At 64.3% G+C, this 18,411-nt stretch carries 20 protein-coding genes and 2 pseudogenes; 13 read left to right on the forward strand and 9 right to left on the reverse strand.

Annotated features, from left to right (window positions below; genetic code table 11):
- From DC31_RS12130 to DC31_RS12140, 3 genes and pseudogenes are all read left to right on the forward strand, one after another.
- Positions 1-380, forward strand: a pseudogene (locus DC31_RS12130) (ISAzo13-like element transposase-related protein); the annotation flags it as partial.
- A 117-nt stretch (positions 381-497) separates the two neighbouring features.
- On the forward strand, positions 498-1,202 hold the full coding sequence (locus tag DC31_RS12135) for a hypothetical protein (RefSeq protein ID WP_160173231.1): 705 nt from the start codon (positions 498-500) through the stop codon (positions 1,200-1,202).
- Positions 1,199-2,740 (forward strand): carbohydrate-binding protein, encoded by a 1,542-nt coding sequence (locus tag DC31_RS12140; protein ID WP_051606873.1) that lies wholly within the window; start codon positions 1,199-1,201, stop codon positions 2,738-2,740. Before DC31_RS12135 ends, DC31_RS12140 begins: the two co-directional genes overlap by 4 nt.
- A gap of 7 nt (positions 2,741-2,747) precedes the next feature.
- On the opposite strand, the gene DC31_RS12145 is transcribed toward DC31_RS12140, so the two are convergent.
- The 4 genes and pseudogenes from DC31_RS12145 to DC31_RS12160 all read right to left on the reverse strand — a co-directional run bounded on the left by DC31_RS12145 (position 2,748) and on the right by DC31_RS12160 (position 5,743).
- Complete coding sequence (locus tag DC31_RS12145; RefSeq protein WP_036280549.1) at positions 2,748-3,614, reverse strand: response regulator transcription factor; 867 nt, start codon at positions 3,612-3,614, stop codon at positions 2,748-2,750.
- Between the two features lie 164 nt (positions 3,615-3,778).
- Positions 3,779-4,261, reverse strand: a complete 483-nt coding sequence (gene tsaE / locus DC31_RS12150) for a tRNA (adenosine(37)-N6)-threonylcarbamoyltransferase complex ATPase subunit type 1 TsaE (RefSeq protein WP_036280551.1) — start codon at positions 4,259-4,261, stop codon at positions 3,779-3,781.
- On the reverse strand, positions 4,258-5,331 hold the full coding sequence (alr, locus tag DC31_RS12155) for an alanine racemase (protein ID WP_051607012.1): 1,074 nt from the start codon (positions 5,329-5,331) through the stop codon (positions 4,258-4,260). Before alr ends, tsaE begins: the two co-directional genes overlap by 4 nt.
- 53 nt (positions 5,332-5,384) lie before the next feature.
- A pseudogene (locus DC31_RS12160) lies at positions 5,385-5,743 on the reverse strand (holo-ACP synthase).
- A 293-nt stretch (positions 5,744-6,036) separates the two neighbouring features.
- On the opposite strand from DC31_RS12160, the gene DC31_RS12165 reads away from it, so the two are divergent.
- The gene (locus tag DC31_RS12165; protein WP_036280554.1) at positions 6,037-7,566 is read left to right on the forward strand and encodes a sugar transferase; all 1,530 of its coding nucleotides are present in this window, start codon (positions 6,037-6,039) and stop codon (positions 7,564-7,566) included.
- A 59-nt stretch (positions 7,567-7,625) separates the two neighbouring features.
- On the opposite strand, the gene DC31_RS12170 is transcribed toward DC31_RS12165, so the two are convergent.
- Positions 7,626-7,982 carry a hypothetical protein gene (locus tag DC31_RS12170; protein WP_036280556.1) on the reverse strand — a complete coding sequence of 119 codons (357 nt, stop codon included), beginning with the start codon at positions 7,980-7,982 and terminating at the stop codon, positions 7,626-7,628.
- Here DC31_RS12170 and DC31_RS12175 point away from each other — a divergent pair.
- Genes DC31_RS12175 through DC31_RS12190 form a run of 5 tightly spaced genes read left to right on the forward strand, consistent with a single transcriptional unit; the run spans position 7,960 to position 11,547 of the window.
- Positions 7,960-8,289, forward strand: coding sequence for a hypothetical protein (locus tag DC31_RS12175; RefSeq protein WP_036280557.1), 330 nt, complete (start codon positions 7,960-7,962; stop codon positions 8,287-8,289). The genes DC31_RS12170 and DC31_RS12175 overlap by 23 nt on opposite strands.
- A 1-nt stretch (position 8,290) precedes the next feature.
- The gene (locus DC31_RS12180; RefSeq protein WP_235201485.1) at positions 8,291-9,652 is read left to right on the forward strand and encodes an MFS transporter; all 1,362 of its coding nucleotides are present in this window, start codon (positions 8,291-8,293) and stop codon (positions 9,650-9,652) included.
- Positions 9,649-10,203, forward strand: coding sequence for a hypothetical protein (locus tag DC31_RS18165; protein WP_152545420.1), 555 nt, complete (start codon positions 9,649-9,651; stop codon positions 10,201-10,203). The genes DC31_RS12180 and DC31_RS18165 overlap by 4 nt, the downstream gene beginning before the upstream one ends.
- Before the next feature lie 47 nt (positions 10,204-10,250).
- A complete protein-coding gene (locus DC31_RS18170; protein ID WP_051606877.1) occupies positions 10,251-10,679 on the forward strand; it encodes a hypothetical protein in 429 nt (142 codons plus the stop codon).
- A 7-nt stretch (positions 10,680-10,686) separates the two neighbouring features.
- Complete coding sequence (locus DC31_RS12190; protein WP_036280559.1) at positions 10,687-11,547, forward strand: glycosyltransferase; 861 nt, start codon at positions 10,687-10,689, stop codon at positions 11,545-11,547.
- An 11-nt stretch (positions 11,548-11,558) separates the two neighbouring features.
- On the opposite strand, the gene DC31_RS12195 is transcribed toward DC31_RS12190, so the two are convergent.
- Positions 11,559-11,963 (reverse strand): VanZ family protein, encoded by a 405-nt coding sequence (locus DC31_RS12195; RefSeq protein ID WP_051606879.1) that lies wholly within the window; start codon positions 11,961-11,963, stop codon positions 11,559-11,561.
- Positions 11,964-12,063: 100 nt separating this feature from the next.
- On the opposite strand from DC31_RS12195, the gene DC31_RS17140 reads away from it, so the two are divergent.
- Together DC31_RS17140 and DC31_RS12205 are read left to right on the forward strand one after the other, a co-directional pair.
- Positions 12,064-13,638: a DUF4082 domain-containing protein gene (locus DC31_RS17140; protein ID WP_051606881.1), complete on the forward strand. Its 1,575-nt coding sequence runs from the start codon at positions 12,064-12,066 to the stop codon at positions 13,636-13,638.
- Between the two features lie 212 nt (positions 13,639-13,850).
- On the forward strand, positions 13,851-14,777 hold the full coding sequence (locus DC31_RS12205) for a glycosyltransferase (protein ID WP_036280561.1): 927 nt from the start codon (positions 13,851-13,853) through the stop codon (positions 14,775-14,777).
- Between the two features lie 24 nt (positions 14,778-14,801).
- On the opposite strand, the gene DC31_RS12210 is transcribed toward DC31_RS12205, so the two are convergent.
- From DC31_RS12210 to DC31_RS12220, 3 genes are read right to left on the reverse strand one after another with little or no spacing between them, the layout of a single operon-like run.
- Complete coding sequence (locus tag DC31_RS12210; RefSeq protein WP_051606883.1) at positions 14,802-16,136, reverse strand: O-antigen ligase family protein; 1,335 nt, start codon at positions 16,134-16,136, stop codon at positions 14,802-14,804.
- Complete coding sequence (locus DC31_RS12215; RefSeq protein WP_036280563.1) at positions 16,133-16,522, reverse strand: hypothetical protein; 390 nt, start codon at positions 16,520-16,522, stop codon at positions 16,133-16,135. The genes DC31_RS12210 and DC31_RS12215 overlap by 4 nt, the downstream gene beginning before the upstream one ends.
- Positions 16,479-16,976: a hypothetical protein gene (locus tag DC31_RS12220; RefSeq protein ID WP_036280565.1), complete on the reverse strand. Its 498-nt coding sequence runs from the start codon at positions 16,974-16,976 to the stop codon at positions 16,479-16,481. Before DC31_RS12220 ends, DC31_RS12215 begins: the two co-directional genes overlap by 44 nt.
- Before the next feature lie 142 nt (positions 16,977-17,118).
- On the opposite strand from DC31_RS12220, the gene DC31_RS12225 reads away from it, so the two are divergent.
- Both DC31_RS12225 and DC31_RS20585 read left to right on the forward strand, forming a co-directional pair.
- Positions 17,119-17,805 (forward strand): hypothetical protein, encoded by a 687-nt coding sequence (locus DC31_RS12225; protein ID WP_051606885.1) that lies wholly within the window; start codon positions 17,119-17,121, stop codon positions 17,803-17,805.
- A gap of 304 nt (positions 17,806-18,109) precedes the next feature.
- Complete coding sequence (locus tag DC31_RS20585; protein WP_442921907.1) at positions 18,110-18,400, forward strand: DapH/DapD/GlmU-related protein; 291 nt, start codon at positions 18,110-18,112, stop codon at positions 18,398-18,400.
- Positions 18,401-18,411 lie beyond the last annotated feature (11 nt).

Genomic DNA, 18,411 nt, shown 5'->3' on the forward strand with positions numbered 1-18,411 from the left:
CACCGCCGGACGGCGGCGGCTCCAACGGGTACCGCACGAGGTTGTGGAAGACCGAACTCGCCGCTCTCGCCGCCGACACCGGGCTGGCCATCACGGTGTGCCACCTGCCGCCCGGCACGAGCAAGTGGAACAAAATCGAGCACGGCCTGTTCTCCTATATCTCGATGAACTGGCGAGGCAGACCGTTGACCAGTCACGAGGTCATCGTGAACACCATCGCCGCCACCACGACGCGGACGGGCTTACGTGTCCACGCTGAACTCGACCAGAACGAGTACCCGCTCGGCGTGAAGATCCCTGACCAGCAGATGAAGGCCCTCGAGGCCGACGGGATCCTCGCCCGCCACGACTGGCACCCAGAATGGAACTACACGCTCAACTCGACACGCCCAAGTTAATATTCAGCGAGCCCTAACGGCGGCCTGCTGATCCTGCCGAAGCTGTGGCAGCAGATGCGAGAAGCCCGGCGAATTCACAAGCCGCTCAGCCTCGCGCAGGTGTCGCTGCGCATGAACTACATGGCGTCGATCGCGTGGGCAAGCTTCGGCCTCATCTTCCTGCTGGTCTACCCATACGACAACCGTCTGGTGAGTCCGTTCATCCTGATCGGTGCACTGCCGTACTTCCTCGCGATGGCGAGCGATCTGCATTACACCGGCTACAAGCGCACTGATATCTTCCGTATCTACGGGTTCAACCTCATCCTGCTTCCGGTTAACCTCGCCGGGGTGCTGAAGTCTCTGCAACAGGGACTCACCGGCCAGAAAATCCCGTTCGCCCGCACGCCGAAGGTGAAGGACCGCACAAGTTCTCCGCTGCTGTACGTGGTCGCTCCGATCGCGATCATCGCCTTCTCGGTGTTTGTCGCCTGGCGCAGCTGGGCAGATGGCTCCTGGTGGACGCTCGGGTTCTCGAGCTTCAACGCATTCTGCGCGACGTGGGCGTTCATGGGGAACATCGGCATCCGCAATGCGATCGTCGACATCTGGATCGGGTTGACCGATTGGATGTGGGTAGACATTGACCACGAGGATGCTGACGAAGTGCATGCCGCCACGACTCCCGACTGGCGTGCGATCCTGCACGAGGGGCACCCCGCTCCCGGTGCCCCAGGGGTCGGGTCTGTGCGCGAACCTGTCGTGACGGAAATCCCCGTGCATATAGCTCATGATGAACTCACGCGCACGGAGGCCGTCGCATGACCACGAATCCCACGCCCCCTGGCCTCCACCGCGGCCGGCGGCTCTCTGGCTGGCGCGTACTCATCGGCGTTGTCATCGCATTGGCGGTCATCGCTGGCGCCGTCGCCGTGCCGTGGTACCTCGCGGAGCGCGCACCGGCGGCCACGACCCCGGCTGGCCCGCGGTGGTTCGGCGGATACTTCGATGTCACCGCGGCGTCTGTCTCGACCACGCCGACTGTCGGCGATGGCACCGATGACACCGTTGTACTGGCGTTCGTGGTGGCCGCTGCTGCAGATCAGTGCGAACCGTCGTGGGGCGCCGCATACAGCCTCGCGGATGCCGGCACCGAGCTCGACCTCGACCGTCGCGTCGACAACATGCGTCGTGATGGCGCGCACGTGGCGGTGTCATTCGGCGGCGCGCTGAACACCGAGCTCGGCGTGGCGTGTTCGACCACGAGCGAACTGGCGGACGCCTATCGGGCGGTGATCGATCGGTACCGCGTCTCAACGATCGATCTTGACCTCGAGAATGAGAGCCTCGCCGACGCGGCAGCTGGTGCCCGGCGGGCCGCAGCCGTCGCGCAGGTGCAGAAGAGGTCCGACAACGATCTGAGTGTGTGGCTCACTCTGCCGACGGCCACCGATGGGCTTACTGACCAAGGCATCGCCGCGGTCCGGCAATTGTTGGAGGCTGGGGTCGATCTCACCGGCGTCAACGCCATGACTATGGACTACGGCACAGACCTTGCCGGTAAGTCCATGGCCGAAGCATCCATCAGCGCACTTGAGGCAGTCAACGATCAGCTGACCACGCTGTACGCGGACCTGCGGATCGCGCTGCCCACCGGCGGCGCATGGGCCTTGCTCGGCGCTACGCCCATGATCGGCCAGAACGATGTCGTCGATGAGGTGTTCACGATTGCCGACGCGCAGCAGCTGAACGAGTTCGCGACGAAACAGCGTCTCGCTCGAATGTCGATGTGGTCGATCAACCGCGACCGCACCTGCGGCCCGAACTATCCAGACGTCTCGGTGGTGTCTGACGCGTGCAGCGGCGTTGAGCAGAATTCAGTGACCTTTGCCAGTGTGCTCTCCCCCGGATTCGATGAATCACCGTCCGACTCGGTGACCCCCTCCCCGGTATCCACGCCCATCCCCGATGACCCGAAGACCAGCCCGTACCCGATCTGGTCGCCCAGAGTCGCGTACTCGGCTGGGGTCCGCGTTGTATGGCACGGCTACGTATACGTCGCGAAGTGGTGGGTGACCGGCGCACCAGAACCTGACGACCCGACACAGGCGGCAAATCAGACATCTTGGACGCTGCTGGGTGCGGTGCTGCCCGACGACGAGCCGTTCACGCTGCCGACCGTCGCAGCCGGCACATATCCGGAATGGATCCCGGCCCAGATGTATGAGACCGGTGCCCGAGTGGTGGTTGACGGCGTGCCGTTCGAGGCCAAGTGGTGGACGCAGGGCGAAGACCCCACGATCGGGATCACTGATCACGATCGGTCACCATGGACAGTTGTCATGGCGGATGCCGCGAAGTGACGCTCGCTCAGCCGTTCAGGGAACCCCGGGTATTGGTGGACGGGGTCAGCCGATAGCCGACGCCGCGCACTGTTTCGATGTAGCTCGGCTCAACAGGATTGTCGCCGATCTTGCGGCGGAGGTTCGCGATGTGCGCCTCGATCGCACGCTTGTCTGGCTCGCCGACGTAGAACGACAACCCGAGGTCTTCGCCACGCAGCACCAGCGCCAGGTCAGACTTGCTGCGCACGCGCCGCTTCGATTCGAGCAGCGTCGCGAGCAGATCGAACTCGGTGCGCGTCAAGTCGGCTTCACGCTCCGCGATGAGCACGGTGTGCGTCGCGAGGTTGAGGCGGATGTCGCGGTGCGACTGCCACTCGGCGACATCGTCGTCCGGGCGCACGACCGGCGGCGCCGCAACCAGGACCGCAGCACTGGGTGCTGCGGAACGGGCGGCGCTCACCGGGGACCCAGGATTGGCGCTCAGGCGGTCGGCACTCATATTGTCTTCAAAGCGCGGGCGGCGCATGAGCGCTTCGATTCGAGCGCGCAGCTCTCGCGGACGAAATGGCTTGACGAGGTACTCGTCGGCACCAGATCCGAGGCCCAGGACGACATCCGATTCTTCAGCGAGTGCGGACAGCATCACGATGTAGGTAGAGCTGATCTTGCGAATGCGACGCGCTACTTCGAATCCGTCAATGCCCGGGAGGTTGATATCGAGGGTCGTGATCACGGGCTGGTGCTTCTCGACGGCGGCGAGGCCGTCAAGTCCGGACTCCGTGGGAACGACCTCGAATCCGGCAGCACGAAAGACTTCATCCAAAAGGGTACGAACGTCGGGGTCGTCCTCGATTACCACCGCAACCTTTGGTTGCAAAGAACTCTCAGTCATGACTGCCCCCTCAGGCTGTTCTCAAAGAAGTATCACGCACTAGGCGGTGCGCGGTACAACTAGCGCGTTGCACTCGACAACTAGCCAAAAGTCTAGCGACCACAACAGGCAACTGAACGAAAGCCTAACGGTTCGTCTGCCATTAGTCACGGATATCTGCCAGATCAGCGCGCGACGCACTCGATCGTCACGGCTCGCGGAGCGTCGGCGTCGAGGTCTTCATCGGCCACGCCTTCCGCTCCTCCGACGGGGCGCTCGAGCTCGATATCCCACCAGGTATCAGCGACTGCCGAGGCCATTTCGCGGCCCCACTCGATCACGACGACAGACCGAGCAAAGTCGATGTCAAGGTCGTCTAGTTCTGCCGCCGATCCCAGCCGGTAGGCGTCGACATGCACGAGCGGTGCACCGCCGACGAGTGAGGGATGCGTGCGGGCGATGACGAACGTCGGACTCTGCACCGGTCCTCGCACGCAGAGTCCCTCTGCAAGCCCGCGGGTGAAGGTGGTCTTGCCCGCGCCCAGCGGACCGGTGAGCACGAGCAGGTCTCCGGGCGCGAGTTGTTCGCCGATGACGAATCCGAGGTGCTCCATGTCATCCGATGTGGCGATCTCACGGCGTCCGAGGAAGGCCGGGTCGACACTCATGCGTTCCTCCGCGGAACGCGGTTGCCGATCCGCGTGACGATGTCGTAGTTGATGGTGCTCGCGGCATCCGCCCATTCGGTCGCGGAGGGCGCCCCGAGCGTCGGATCGCCGAACAGCACCGCCTCATCGCCGACCGCAACATGGCTGTCGCCGACGTCGACGACGAACTGGTCCATGGCGATGCGTCCGGCGACCGTGAACCGACGACCGTTGATGATGACCGGTCCTCTTCCGGATGCTTGGCGCGGGACACCGTCGGCGTAGCCGAGCGGAATCAGTGCCAAGGTCGTCTCCTGAGCGACGCGATGGTCGTAACCGTAAGAGATGCCGGTGCCTGCGGGCACTCGCCGCACGGCCGCGACGGCGCCACGCAGAGTCATCGCAGGGCGCAGTCCAAGCTCTGCAGAGGAGCGATCATCGAACGGTGAAAGTCCGTAGAGCCCGATGCCGATGCGCACGGCATCAAGTCGCGCCTCTGGCAGGTCGATAGCTGCGGCAGTGGCGGCGATGTGTCGAATCTCGGGGTGCAGGCCAGCGGATGCCGCCGCCGCAGTGCCCGCTTCGAACCGGGCGAGAGCTTCAATATCGTCGACGCGTGAGGCGTTCGACAGGTGGCTGAAGAGTCCGATGATCCGGAGGCGTCCGATGCGCTCGAGGCGTGCGGCTTCGGCGAAGATGCGCCCCCAGTCGCTGGGCGCGATGCCGTTGCGTGAGAGCCCGGTCTCGAGCTTGAGGTGCACACCGACCGGCCCGTTGGCGCCGGCGGCGGCACCCGCCGCTTCGAGCTGATCGAATGACGAGATGCCGACTTCGATGCCGTCGGCGGCAGCCTGCTCGAACCGCTGCCCCGGCTCGTGCAGCCACGCGATGACCGGGGCATTTATGCCCTGGCGACGAAGGTCGATCGCTTCAGAGACATCAGCGACGCCGAGGCGGGTCGCGCCACCCGAGAGCGCGGCGACGGCGGCCGGTGCGGCACCGTGGCCGTATCCGTTGGCTTTGACGACCGCGATGACCTCGGTGCCGGTGAGTCGGCGGAGGTGGCGGGTGTTATCGGCGATGGCATCCATCTCGATCGTCGCCTCGCGGAATGGTGCGTTCGCGGCTTCACGGAATGGAGCGTTCACAGCGGCGCTCCTTCGGCGACGACGAAGGCGGTAGCGAGGCCCGCATCATGCGACATGGTGAGATGCAGGTTCACGATGCCCTTGCCTGTGACAGCGTCGCAGTGCTGCCGGAGAGTACGAAGTACGGTCTGCCGGACGGTTCTGACGCAATCTCGATCTCTGTCCAGTGCACACCGTCCGACCCGCCGAGTGCCTTGATCAACGCTTCTTTCGCCGCGTACCTGGCGGCGAGCGAGGGCAGTCGCAGCGTGCGTTCGGAAGGGGCGAAGAGTCGCTCCATCAACCGCGGAGTTCTCGCCATCGTGCGCTCGAACCGCGGGATGTCGACGAGGTCGATGCCGGTGCCGATGATCACTCGTCCAGCCTACTCGGGCGCGTAATATGATGACAGATTCCGCACGAAGCCGTATTTTTTCTACCATTCAGGCCACGGTTCGGATATGGTGAGCGTAATCTGAATAGTTTGACCGCGTGCGCCGCTGGGAATCGGCACACATCGTGAGTGGGATCACGAGGTCGAGCAGTACCACGATTTTGTGGCTTCAGATGAACCGTGCGTGTGGGACGTGCGGTAGGGGAAATACGTACTGGGGAAACAATGTCGCACTGGGGATTTTTGCGTGCATTCACGGCTGGGCAACCACGGATATGACGTCCGTCGAAGATGCCCTGAGCCTGACGCGCGAGGGGTCAACCCTCCTGACGGCGGCAACGCCGCGCGCGTTCCGTGCCGAGACAGCGGCGGTACAGCCGCGCGCTTCGGTTCCGCTGGAGCACCGTCGGCAGTGGGAACGGACGCACCGCGTCCGTCTCGCTCTCACGGATGCAGCTGTTATCACGACCGTCATCGCGGTCGCGTGTGGCATCCAGCTTCCCCTCGGTGAGCCACTCACCGGTGTCGCGCTGCACGGCGGGCTGCTCGCCGCCGTGTGGTTCATCGCGCTGTGGACGATCCGCAGCTACGACGCGGCGCTTTCCCCAACGAGCACGGACGAGTACCGCAGCGTTGCGCACGCCAGCGGTATAGCCATCGGGGCGATGGCTATCGTCGCACTGCTGCTCGAGTGGGAATCGATGCGGCTGACCGTGCTCATTGCATTGCCTGCGGGTCTCCTCGGCCTGCTGGTGAGCAGAGTGTCCTGGCGGCGCTGGCTGAGCAGCCGACGCCGCCAGGGCCAGTTCACCTCGCGCACCCTCATCGTCGGCAACCGTGAAGACGTCGAGTACGCGGCGCGCATCCTGCATCCGATCGGAACCGCCGGCTATGAAGTCGTCGGCGTGACGTTGCTCGATGGCAATGCCCGCGAACTGCAGGTCGAGAACACCACCATCCCGGTGCTCGGAAATTTCACGTCGATTGCTCAGGTCGCCTCTGAGGTGCAGGCCGACACGGTTTTCGTGGCGAGTCGACCCGAAGGCAACCCCGACTTCGTCAAGAAGCTCAGCTGGCAGCTCGAAGGCACAGCGGCCGAGCTGGTCCTTGCAAACCGCCTGGCCGACGTCGTCGGTCAACGTCTGTCGCTCGAGCCGGTTGACGGGATGCCCCTGATCCGCGTGCAGATCGCCACGCACACCGGCAGCCGACACCTCTTCAAACGGGCCATCGACATCGTCACCTCAGCGCTCGCGCTCATTCCGATCGCGCTGGCCACACCTGTTCTCGCGCTGCTCATCAAGCTCGACAGCCCCGGTCCGGTGTTCTTCTTCCAAGAACGCGTAGGGCGAGACGGGCGCCGATTCCGCATGATCAAGTTCCGCTCGATGAGCACCGGCGCTGAACATCAACTCGGCGCGCTCAAGGAAAAGAACGACGGGGCTGGACCACTGTTCAAGCTCAAAGACGATCCTCGCGTGACGCGCGTGGGACGGGTGCTGAGAAAGCTCTCACTCGACGAGCTACCGCAGTTCTGGAATGTCCTCGCCGGAGAGATGAGCGTAGTGGGGCCTCGGCCTCCGTTGCCCCACGAGACCATGTCCTACGACAGCACCGTTTCGCGCAGGCTGTACATCAAACCAGGCATCACCGGCCTGTGGCAGGTTTCCGGGCGCAGCGACCTCTCGTGGGAAGAGAGCATCCGCCTCGACCTGCGATACGTCGAGAACTGGTCCGTCGTCAACGACCTGAAAATCATGTGGCGCACCGCCAGCGTGATGTTCGCGCCGAAGGGCGCGTACTGACAGCACCACAATGCGACCCCACTGTGATTCGATCACGTGAGAGGCTGTGAACAGGGGCATCAGTAGCCGAGGGGAAGCGGTTTGATGACAGGCAAAATAAGGCGATCATCGCTGACGCCAGCGATGAAGGTCGCGATCGCTGTAGCGAGCGTGATCGTGGTCTGCGGGATCATCGTGGTCGCCGCGTTGAACGTGGCAGGCCAGCGCACATCCTCGCCGCCCAGCGTCGGGCCGTCCGCCACCTCATCCATGTCGGAGGGCGCACCGGCGACGACCCCCGGGCCCTTGCCTGGAGCGACTCCGACGTCTGGCTCAGAGGTACAGCAGCCATCCGCAGCACCCGGCAGCGGTCTTCCGCCGCTCGAACCGGCAAATCCGCTTGTCTCGGCGCCATTGCCGGGCTCCGGATCGCTCAACGGGGGCATCGTCAAGGGCTTCCCTGCTGGCATCGCCGATGCCATGGATGGCTCGAACATCATCTCCACCTCCATCGCCACTGAGGGCAGCGTTATGCAGCTCAGCCTGGTGGCATCTTCCGCAGCGACGCCGGATGAAATCCGCGCGCACTATCGCGCGCTCTGGAGCGCGCTCGGTCTGCGTGAACAGCCCGGCAACGACGAAACCATTGCCTTCATCGGCGCATACGAATCACTGTCATTGAGCATTGGACCTTCGGGAACGGGCAACCGTTACACGATCTTCGGCGTGTTCCGGACGGAGTGACGTGTATATCTCTTTCTCGAACAAACCCAAGCGTGTCGAGCCATCAACGACCGAAGCGACCGAAGCATCCGTGCGCCAACCTGGCCGGCGGGCGGTGTCTTCGACCGTCGTCACGCTCGGCATCGTGTCGATGCTCACCGATATCTCCTCTGAGTCGGTTACCGCCATCCTGCCCCTCTACGTGACTGGTTTTTTGGGGATGTCGACCATTGCGTTCGGCTTCCTCGACGGCTTTTATCAGGGTGTCAGCGCTCTGGTGCGGATAGCCGGTGGCTACACGTCAGATCGACTTGACCAGCCCAAATGGGTCGCCTTCACTGGGTACGCGCTTGCGGCGATCGCACGAGTCGGGCTGCTGTTTGCCTCGGGATTCGTTGCGTTGACGGCCGTGATCTCCGCTGATCGCATCGGCAAGGGCATCCGAACGGCTCCGAGGGATGCCGTAATCACTGCGTCGTCGCGGCGCGACAATCTCGGCGCGTCGTTCGGCATGCATCGCATGTTGGACAACATCGGGGCCGCGGTCGGGCCGCTGCTGGCATTCTTCATCCTGTTGATGATCCCCGACGGCTACGGCACCGTATTCGTCGCGTCGCTCGCGTTCGCAGTGATAGGCGTGACGATCCTCGGCCTGTTCGTGCCGAACGTCCGTTCGCGACCGCGCAAGGCACCGGCGACTGGCGCAGCACGAGCGCCTCGGCCGAAGTTCGAATGGACTGTGATCACCTCCGGCCCCATGCGGCGTGTGCTCGCTGCCGCTGGCATCCTCGGCCTGTTGACGATCGGTGACGGGTTCATCTACCTGGTGCTGCAAGCGCGAAGCGACTTCGCCGCCCAATGGTTCCCGCTGATGTACGTCGGCACGAATATCGCCTTTCTCGCTCTCGCCATCCCGCTCGGGCGCCTGGCTGACCGGGTGGGTCGGGCGCGCGTATTCGTATATGGTCACGCCGGACTGCTGGGTGCGTATCTAGCCGCAGCACTACCCATCGCGGATGCCGCAGCCACCGTGCTCTGCCTCCTGCTGCTCGGCGCGTTCTACGCGGCGACCGACGGCGTACTCGCGGCTCTTGCCGCGCAGCTGACCACCCCCGAGACCCGTGGCACCGGCATCGCGGCGGCGCAAACTGTCGTCGCACTCAGCCGTTTCGTCTCTGCGGCCGGATTCGGCATCCTCTGGTATCTGGCAGGACGAGAGGCGTCGATGTTCGTCGTGGCGGCGATGTTGGTCGTTGCCATCCCGCTCGTCGCGCTGCTCCTGCGCTCGCATCTGTCCGCTCCGCGCCCGGAATTGCCTGAGGAAGCACCGGAAGGTTCGGAGCCTTCCGACTCGGAGCGCATCGACTCAGAGCAGAACACATGACGCCCAAGAGGAAGTGGCTGGTGATCATCCTCGTGTCGGTGGTTGCAATCGGCGCGACAGTGGGCGTCGGGGTGTCGGCTTGGGCCCAATACCAGCAGCGGCAGAACGCGCCCTCCGCAGCTGAGACGACTGCTCCTGCGGGCGCGGCGCATGGCGATCGCATCGTTTTTCGCAACACAGCATCCGGGCAGGGTTACGGTCACGTTGCCAGCGTTCCCCTGGCGCAACCAGACGCATCGCGCGCCGTCCTTGACATCGCCTGCGACAGGGTCGCCGCATCCCGGGACGCGATCTCGTGCCTGCGCACCGAGCGGGGCATCGCTCCGAGCTACGACGCGCGAATCTACGATGCGTCAGGGGTAGACCAACAGCTCGAATGGTCGCTGCCCGGCGTGCCCAGCCGCACCCGATTCTCGCCGGACGGGTCACTCATCGCCACCACTTCGTTCGTGACGGGGCATGCGTACGCCTCGATCGGCTTCTCGACCGAGACGGTGATCCACCGCACTGCGACGGAGAGAGCCTCGGCAGCCTCGAAGACTGGTCACTGATCATCGACGACGAGCCGAGCGCACCCCTCGACCGTAATTTCTGGGGCGTGACGTTCATCGATGACACCTCCTTTTACGCGACCGTGGGCATGACAACGATCGGGCGGACATACCTGGTCAAGGGCGACATAGCGACCAAGACGATGACTTCGGTGCTCGAATCTGTCGAGTGCCCGTCGCTCTCCCCCGACGGCACGCGGATCGCCTTCAAACGCGTGACCAGCGGTACGGGCCCGACCGTGCACTGGACACCCGCGGTCTACGACATCGCCTCCGGTACTGTGACCGTGCTGGATGCCGAAGCACGAAACATCGACGACCAAATTGTGTGGCTCGACGGCGAAACACTGCTTTACGGAGTGCCGAACGATACCCCGGGCGACTCGGATGTTTGGGCGCTTGACGCCGACGGCACGGTCGAAGCTCGGGTGCTGATCGAGCACGCCTGGTCCCCTACCGTTGTGAACGAGAGATGAGGGGCACATGGTCAGCGTGATCATCGCTGCGCACAACGAGGAAGCCGTCATCGGACGGTGCCTCGACGCGCTCGCACACGGCGGGATGCCGATGCAGATCATCGTCAGCGCCAACGGGTGCACGGATGCCACCGCCGAGATTGCGCGGTCGCGGAATGCGCTCGTCGTCGAACGCACAGAGCCCGGTAAGCCGGGTGCCTTGAACGCCGCCGAACGCGTGGCGACAAGTTTTCCTCGTGTCTACCTCGATGCCGACATCCTCGTTCCACCCGGGGGCATCACGGCTCTCGCTGACGCACTGGACGACGGTCGCGGAATCTTCGCGACGATGCCACGACGCCGTGTCGATGTCACCGGTCGCCCATGGCCCGTGCGCGCGTACTTCCGGATCAATCAGCGCCTTCCAGTGTTTCGCAAAGGCCTCTTCGGCCGCGGTCTGATCGTTGTCTCCGAGACCGGACGCTCCCGCTTCGAGGCGTTCCCCGAGCTGATCGCCGACGATCTCTTCCTTGACTCGCAGTTCGTTGACACAGAGAAGGTGGAGATCGGTGCGGTCGAGGTCGTGGTGGAGGCGCCTCGCACAACGAAAGATCTCGTGAAGCGGCTCGTACGCGTCCGCCGCGGCAATGCCGAGATGCGCAAAGCCGCGGCTGCGGAAAGTATCGACGCCTCCGTGCGGTCTTCCGATCGCTGGGCGTGGCTGCGCGACGTCGTCCTGCCTCATCCTCAACTTGCGCTGGATGCAATCGCCTACGTGGCGATCACGATGATCGCTGGCTACCGTGCCCGCAGTAAACCTAGCGGCGACTGGGGACGCGACGAAAGCACAAGGGTGCCAGCGCAGGAGACAGGGAACACTGCGCCATGAATCCATGTACTTCAGGTACGCCGCTTCCTGCGACGCAGCACGATGAGCCACGCGAGAAACGCCCCGAGGGCGGCCCCAAAAACGTTTGCCACAATGTCCCTCAGACTGGGCTGGCGCGACGGGATGACGATCTGCACCACCTCGGCGGTCACAGAAAGCACCAGCGCGACCACCGTACCGACCAGCGGATGCCGGAACAGTAGCGTCAGGAAGAATCCGAGCGGCGCGAACATGAGGACGTTCGCGACGAACTCGATCCAGCCTGTACCGAATCCCGAGATGCCGGTGGAGGTCAGTGCCTGGCCGATCCCCCGCACGATTCCGGCATATGGCACGGGAAGCACCAGAACGGCCACCACCGCGAGCGCGTATACGGCCAGTCCTGCGACGACCCAGAGCCTGCCGCGTGAGCGCATCTACTCCCCTACCCTCCGATCGAGCCATTTGCACGTCCAGCGTAGTCATGTACGCTTGCGCACTGGAGAGGGGGATATACAAAACTGATACAGGATTGTGATGTCTAAACTTCGCACACACATACGTTCCAGCGCCCGCGGGCCTCGCACACGACTTTCACTGGCCGCGATCACCGTCGGCCTCCTTGCTTTCGCTGGGCTCGCCGCAGCACCGACATACGCCGCAGCACCGGCAAACACGGCACCGGCATACGCAGCACCGGCCGCGACCGGAATCCTTTCCGACTCGCTCAAGCCGACCACCGTTTCGGATTCTGACCGGTTCGCGGTTGAACTCGGCATCCGATTCTCGCCCACAGCCTCGGGCAAGGTCACTGCGCTGCAGTATTACCAGGGCCCGAACGCCAAAGGCGTGAACACGGCCACGCTCTGGTCGAAGGGCGGCCGGGTGCTCGCCCAAAAGACCTTTGCGACCTCATCGACTGTCGGCTGGCGCACGATACCGCTGAGCACCCCGGTCACGCTCACCGCGGGTGAGACGTACGTGGCCTCGTACGGCGCACCGAAGGGCCGCTATCCCGTCAGCGAACACGCCTTCACCTCCCCCAAGGTGGAGAACGGGTTCAAGCTGACTGCGTCAGCGGGTGTGTACCGGTACGGCAAGACCAGCAAAGTGCCGGACTCGAGTTACCGCGGCTCGAACTATCTGGTCGATGTCGTGTTCACCCCGTCATCGAGCGACGTAAAGCCCAGTGCCACACCGAAGCCGGCCACCGAACCGAAGCCCACGACGTCGCCAAAGCCGACTGTGACGCCGAAGCCCACCACACCTCCCGTGACCTTGCCGAAGCCGACCACGACGGTGAAGCCGAGCACCCCGGCCCCGAGCACCCCGGCCCCGACCACTCCGACGCCGACAACACCGACGCCGACGACACCGACCGGCGGGTTCCCGACCGCTACCACGGCGGGGATTCCTGCTGGTTCGACTCCGAAGACCACCGTGACCGGCGACTATTGGGTTCGCACTGCCGGCGCTGTGGTCGAGGACCTGAAGATCAGCAACGGCACGATCTACGTCGCGGCTGAAAACGTCACGCTTCGCCGCATCAACGGTGCGAATGTCAGTGTCCTGAACTACAACAACGGAACATGCTATAACGGCCTGACGATCGAGGACTCGAGCTTCGTTACAACGGGCAGGACGGACGACTCCGGTGAGGCTGTGATCGGCCCCGGTGGCTACACGCTGCGTAACGTTCTCGTCGACGGTGCCCCGGAGGGGCTTCGTGTCGGCGGCCAAACGCTCGGCTGCGGCGCAGTAACCGTGCAGGACACATTCGTGCGGATCACCTCACCCCAGGTCTGCGGCGACTGGCACGGCGACGGACTGCAGGGCTACGGCGGAGCCGCCCTCGTGGTGCGGAACTCGACGATGATCATGAACGAGACCAACGGCTGCTACGGCACCGCGCCGTTCTTCTATCCCCAGGGCCAGGGCAATACGTCGGTCGACATCGACGGACTGCTGGTGTCGGGCGGCGGGTACTCGTTCCGCAACGGCATGCCAGGAACCGTAACGAATCTGACGTCGTCGAGAACAGCTGGGGCTACGGCCCGATCAGCGTCGCATGCTCCGCTGTCACGAAGTGGCAGGCCAATGTCGTCAAGCTGAACGCATCCGGACAGCCGACCACCGTGCGCGCGATCAGCTGCAACACCGAAACACAGGGGTGACGCCCCACGCGCCCTAGGACTCAGGGGACCTCAGTCGACCTGAGGTCCCCTGAGTCATGCACGTCGAGCAGGTCAGCGGTCGATCCAGAAACCGGATAGCCTGCTCATCGGGTTCATTGCTGGCCCAGATTCCACAGGCAGGAGCACCACATGAGCCTCCCCCGTATCGCGATCTGCGTCGTCACGTTCAACAGCGCGCCACTAATCCGCGACCTAGTCGAATCCATTCCCAAGGGCGCTACAGACACGGAGTGGACACTCGTCTTCGCTGACAACGATTCAAGCGACGACACCCTCGCCGAGATTGCACGTCTGGCTCCCGAGGCGATTGTCGTCCCCACCGGAACGAACCTCGGATATTCGGGCGGTCTCAACGCCGCCGTACGTGCCGCCGGCGAACAGGATGCCTACCTCATTCTCAACGCCGATGTACGCCTGCAGCCCGGATGCCTGCGGGCACTGTACAGCTCCCTTGCTCCGGATGCCGGAATTGCGGTGCCACGTCTCGTCGGTGCCGACGGCACACCATTGTGGTCGTTGCGGCGGGAACCGTCGCTCCCGCGGGTATGGGCAGATGCACTCATCGGAGCAGAGAGAGCAGGCCGGATCGGCACACTCGGTGAGATCATCGCATCCCCCGCGAGCTACGAGTCTGCGCGCCATGTGGATTGGGCTGAGGGCTCTACGCAGCTGATCAGCGCCGAATGCTGGCGGATCTGCGGCGAGTGGGACGAGTCCTACTTCCTGTACTCCGAAGAGGCCGAGTATAATCTCCGCGCTCGAGACGCCGGAATGGGTGTGCAGTATGTGCCGACCGCCGTCGCACAGCATTTGAAAGGGGATTCCGCTGTCTCACCGCGGCTTTGGTCCCTGCTCGTACTGAACAAGGCGAGACTGTACGCACGCCGACACGGGCCGGTGACCTCAGTCCTGTTCTGGCTCGCGCTCGTGTTCCGAGAGGGATCCCGAGCGGCCCTGGGCAAAGCCACCAGTCGTGCGGCGTTGGGGGATCTGCTGAGACCACGCCGCTGGCGAGAGCGTCGCGGTCCTGGTTGGCTGGTCGGCGTCAGGATCTGACGCGAGGTCGTCGCACCAGAGCGGTCAGTGCCACTGCGTCTCTGCATCGCGACTGAGGCGCGCCAAAGCTCCCACGATGCCGAGGACCAGGAACACCATCCCCATCGTCATCGGGAAGGCGAAGGCGTCGAAGAACGCCATGGACACGAACCCGGCCGCGACGGACCCGGAGAGCGCCCCTGCCAGGTCGCGTGTACGCATGGCCGCCGCAGGCTCGGCGGTTCGAGCGACGTGTCGCATCTCCGACATCGCGACGATCGCGAGTCCGACCAGAGCCGCCGTCCCGATCAGCCCGACGCTGACCAACTGCACGAGGAACTGGTTGTCGAAGATGCGGTACTTGGGCAGGAACGTGCCGTAGCCACGACCGAACAGCGGATGCTCGATCAGGAACGACCATGCCACAGAGAAGCTGTCAGTGCGTGACGTGATGCTCGGGTCCTCGCCAGGGTCGGAGAACAGGCCGACGATGATGCGCGTCATCCGCGGCCATATCAGCGCGACGAGCACAAAGCCGACGGTCGATATCGCGAGCACCCAGCGACGCAGCCGCGGCGTCCAGGTGAAGACGCAGATGAGCACGCCCACCAGCGCGCACAGGTACGCGCTCCGTGAGCCGGAGATGCCTATGACCGCGCCGATCAGCACGACAGGGGCCCAGCGCAACACGAGGGGTCGAGCTGTGTGCTGGAACGCGACGTGCAATGCCATCGGCAGGATGATCGCGAGGATCGCGCCGTACTCGATCGGGTGCGTCGCCGTGCCGTTCGGTCGGATGAGGCCGTTGCGAACGAACAGCGACGGCGGCGCCACCTCGGTGAGGCCGGGAACGCGGATGAAATCAACGAACGGCAGTTCGAACAGGAACTGAGCAAGGCCGAGCGCAGCCATCAGACCACCGATTAGCACGATCCGCCAGACGAGGTCGTCCGCTCGCTGCCGACTGCGGATGCCGTCCGTGGCCAACAGCATGATTCCCGCCCACGACAACAACGACAACACGGCAACGTCGGCGGGGCTGACCTCGTCGCCATTGATCGGTCGCGACATCGCCATCGCGTAAGAGATCAGGGACACGAGGAGGAGGGCGAACAGAGCCCAGCGGATCGGGTAGAACCGAAGGAACGGATCGGAGCGGCGCTTCATCAGCAGGAGGACGAACCACACACCGAAGCTGAGCAGGCCGAGCAGCATCGACGGCGCGCCGGCGCTGCCCAGAGGGCCGATCACCAGACGCGTCGGAATGCCGAGCAGCACAATGAGATAGATCGTCAGCCAGCTCACGACGTCCGCGGACCGCTGGGGCGGACGCGGCCCGTCCCGCACAGCGGAGGCGCCCTGGAAGGCGACGAGACTCACGATGAGTCGCGCTGATTCAGCGGCAATCGTTCAGGCGCGGCGCGGCGTGCCATGACGGGCCGCGAGGCTTTGAGGACGCCCGGCCCGGAACCGTTCTCCGCGCCGTCCTCGGACGACGTCGAAACGGACGCGGTCGACACATCCACCTGCGTCTCGACGTCGAGTTCCGGAGCGGGCTCGCTCGGGCGCTTGCGGCGTTCATGCCGGGTACGGCGGCTGTCGATCCCGCTCTTTCGACGTCGATGACGGGTGAGGGACAGATCGACCAGGAGAGCGAGCACAACCGTCACCGCGATGCCGCCTCCGGCGGCGATCACAAGAATGCGGATGATCGCCTGGAAGTCAGGCGTCGCCTCGGTGTCCTGGGCGAGCAGCAGTGTGCGCACGTAATCGCGCTCGGAGACACCGACCTCGGCCTGCATCTGCTCGAGACGCTCCCCCGACCGTCGACGTGACATCGTCGAGCAACACCATCGTGGTCTCTTCGCCACGATTCTTCACATCGACGGCGATGACACCGCCCTGCGTTGATTCCTCAATGCTGACGATGACCTCGGCGTCCGGGAAGCGCTCGGCGATATCGTTCTGGAACTCGGTGCCGGAGTACGTGGCGGCAAGGACGCGCGAGGTCAATTCCAAGCCTCCCAACTCCAGAAAAGGATTGGAGCCAGCCTCTTCGCCGACACCAGCCGGTGGCAGCAGCAGCGTCAGCGATCGTGCCGTGTAGTCCGGTGGCGTGTCCTGATAGACGTACCATCCGGCGCCCACAGTGAGCAGCAACCCCGCCACGAGAACGTACCATCGCCGCCCCAACACGGCCAAGATCTCGCCTACCCCCACGCTCTGACTCCCTGTCGTTCCCGCGCCCGTTCGAATGCGCACCCGCGGCTATCTCACAGTTGTGGTGCACTGTCAGGGGATACGCTTCACGTGACGGTGACCAACCTACCGCACGGCACCTGAAAGTCAGGGGAGAACGCAGATGACACTCGCCGATCTGCTACGCGCGTTGTTGCGTCGGTGGCCGGTCGTGCTGGTTGGCCTCGCCATCACCGCGGGAGTCACGGTCATCGGAACCTCGGCGTCACCGGTCTACCACTCTCGTACCGAGGTGGTATTCCTCGCTCCAGTGAGCGCCCGCTACCCGAACGAGCTCGTCACCCAGACGGAGTCGCTCATCGTGACCGCGGGAGCGGTCGCCCGTCGCATCAACGGCGCCGAGTCGCCCGTCATGTATGGCAGCTCGCTCGCGAACCCCGTCGGCGCGCCCGGTAACGGCGAGAAGACGTGGATCAGCCTGATCAGCATCGGTACGCAGTGGGTACCGGTATTCGACGATCAGGTTTTGTTGATCGATGCAATCGGCGATACTCCCGAAAAGGTCACCGACCGCATTCAAACAGCGGATGAGGAGATCCGTGGTGCGCTGCTGGATCTGCAGATGGAGCAGGGCGTCAACCCTGTTGCCCACATCACGACACGGATGTCTCCGGCCGAGCCGGTCGTCGCCGAGATCAAGGGGAGCCGGGTGCGCGCTATGGGGATGACGGCCGTGATCGGTGGGCTCCTGACGATCGCGGCGGTCGTGGTGCTCGAAGTCCGCTCGCGATCGCCGCGCGACCAGCGGACGTCGCTGATGGAGAACGTGACCGCACCGGTCACGCGCTGACTCCTGCCTCTATGCTGGGCTGATGGGGAAACTGGGACGGATCGTGCGGCGGATCGGGGTACTACTGGAGCGCCAGGTGAAGAACATCTGGATCAACGCCATCCTGTCCTCACCGCTGGTGCCCGACCACGTGCGCTGGGCGCTGCTGCGGGCATCCGGCATCCGGGTGCAGAAGTCGCTGATCGATCCGGGTTGCTTCATCGGAAGCCCGCGCGTCGTGATCGGGCGCGGATGCTCAATCAATCGAGGAGTCTTCCTCGACGGGCTCGCCGATCTGATCATCGGAGATGGAGTCTCGATCGGGATGAACGCGCTGATCGTCACGGGTTCGCATGAGGTGGGCTCTGCGGTCAAGCGCGCCGGCGAACTGACCCGCGGTCCCGTGCAGATCGGCGATGGTGCGTGGATCGGTGCCGGTGCCGTCGTGCTACCCGGCGTCACGATCGGCAACGGCTCGATCATCGGTGCCGGCTCGGTCGTTATGAAGGACGTCGCCGCGAACACCGTGGTGATGGGCAACCCTGCTCGACTTGTCCGTCGCCTAGACAACGACGGTGCAGATGCCGCACGCCTCGACGAAGGGGCGAACGTCTGACTCGCCATGGC

The sequence above is a fragment of the Microbacterium sp. CH12i genome (assembly GCF_000685355.1).
Classification (GTDB): Bacteria; Actinomycetota; Actinomycetes; order Actinomycetales; family Microbacteriaceae; genus Microbacterium.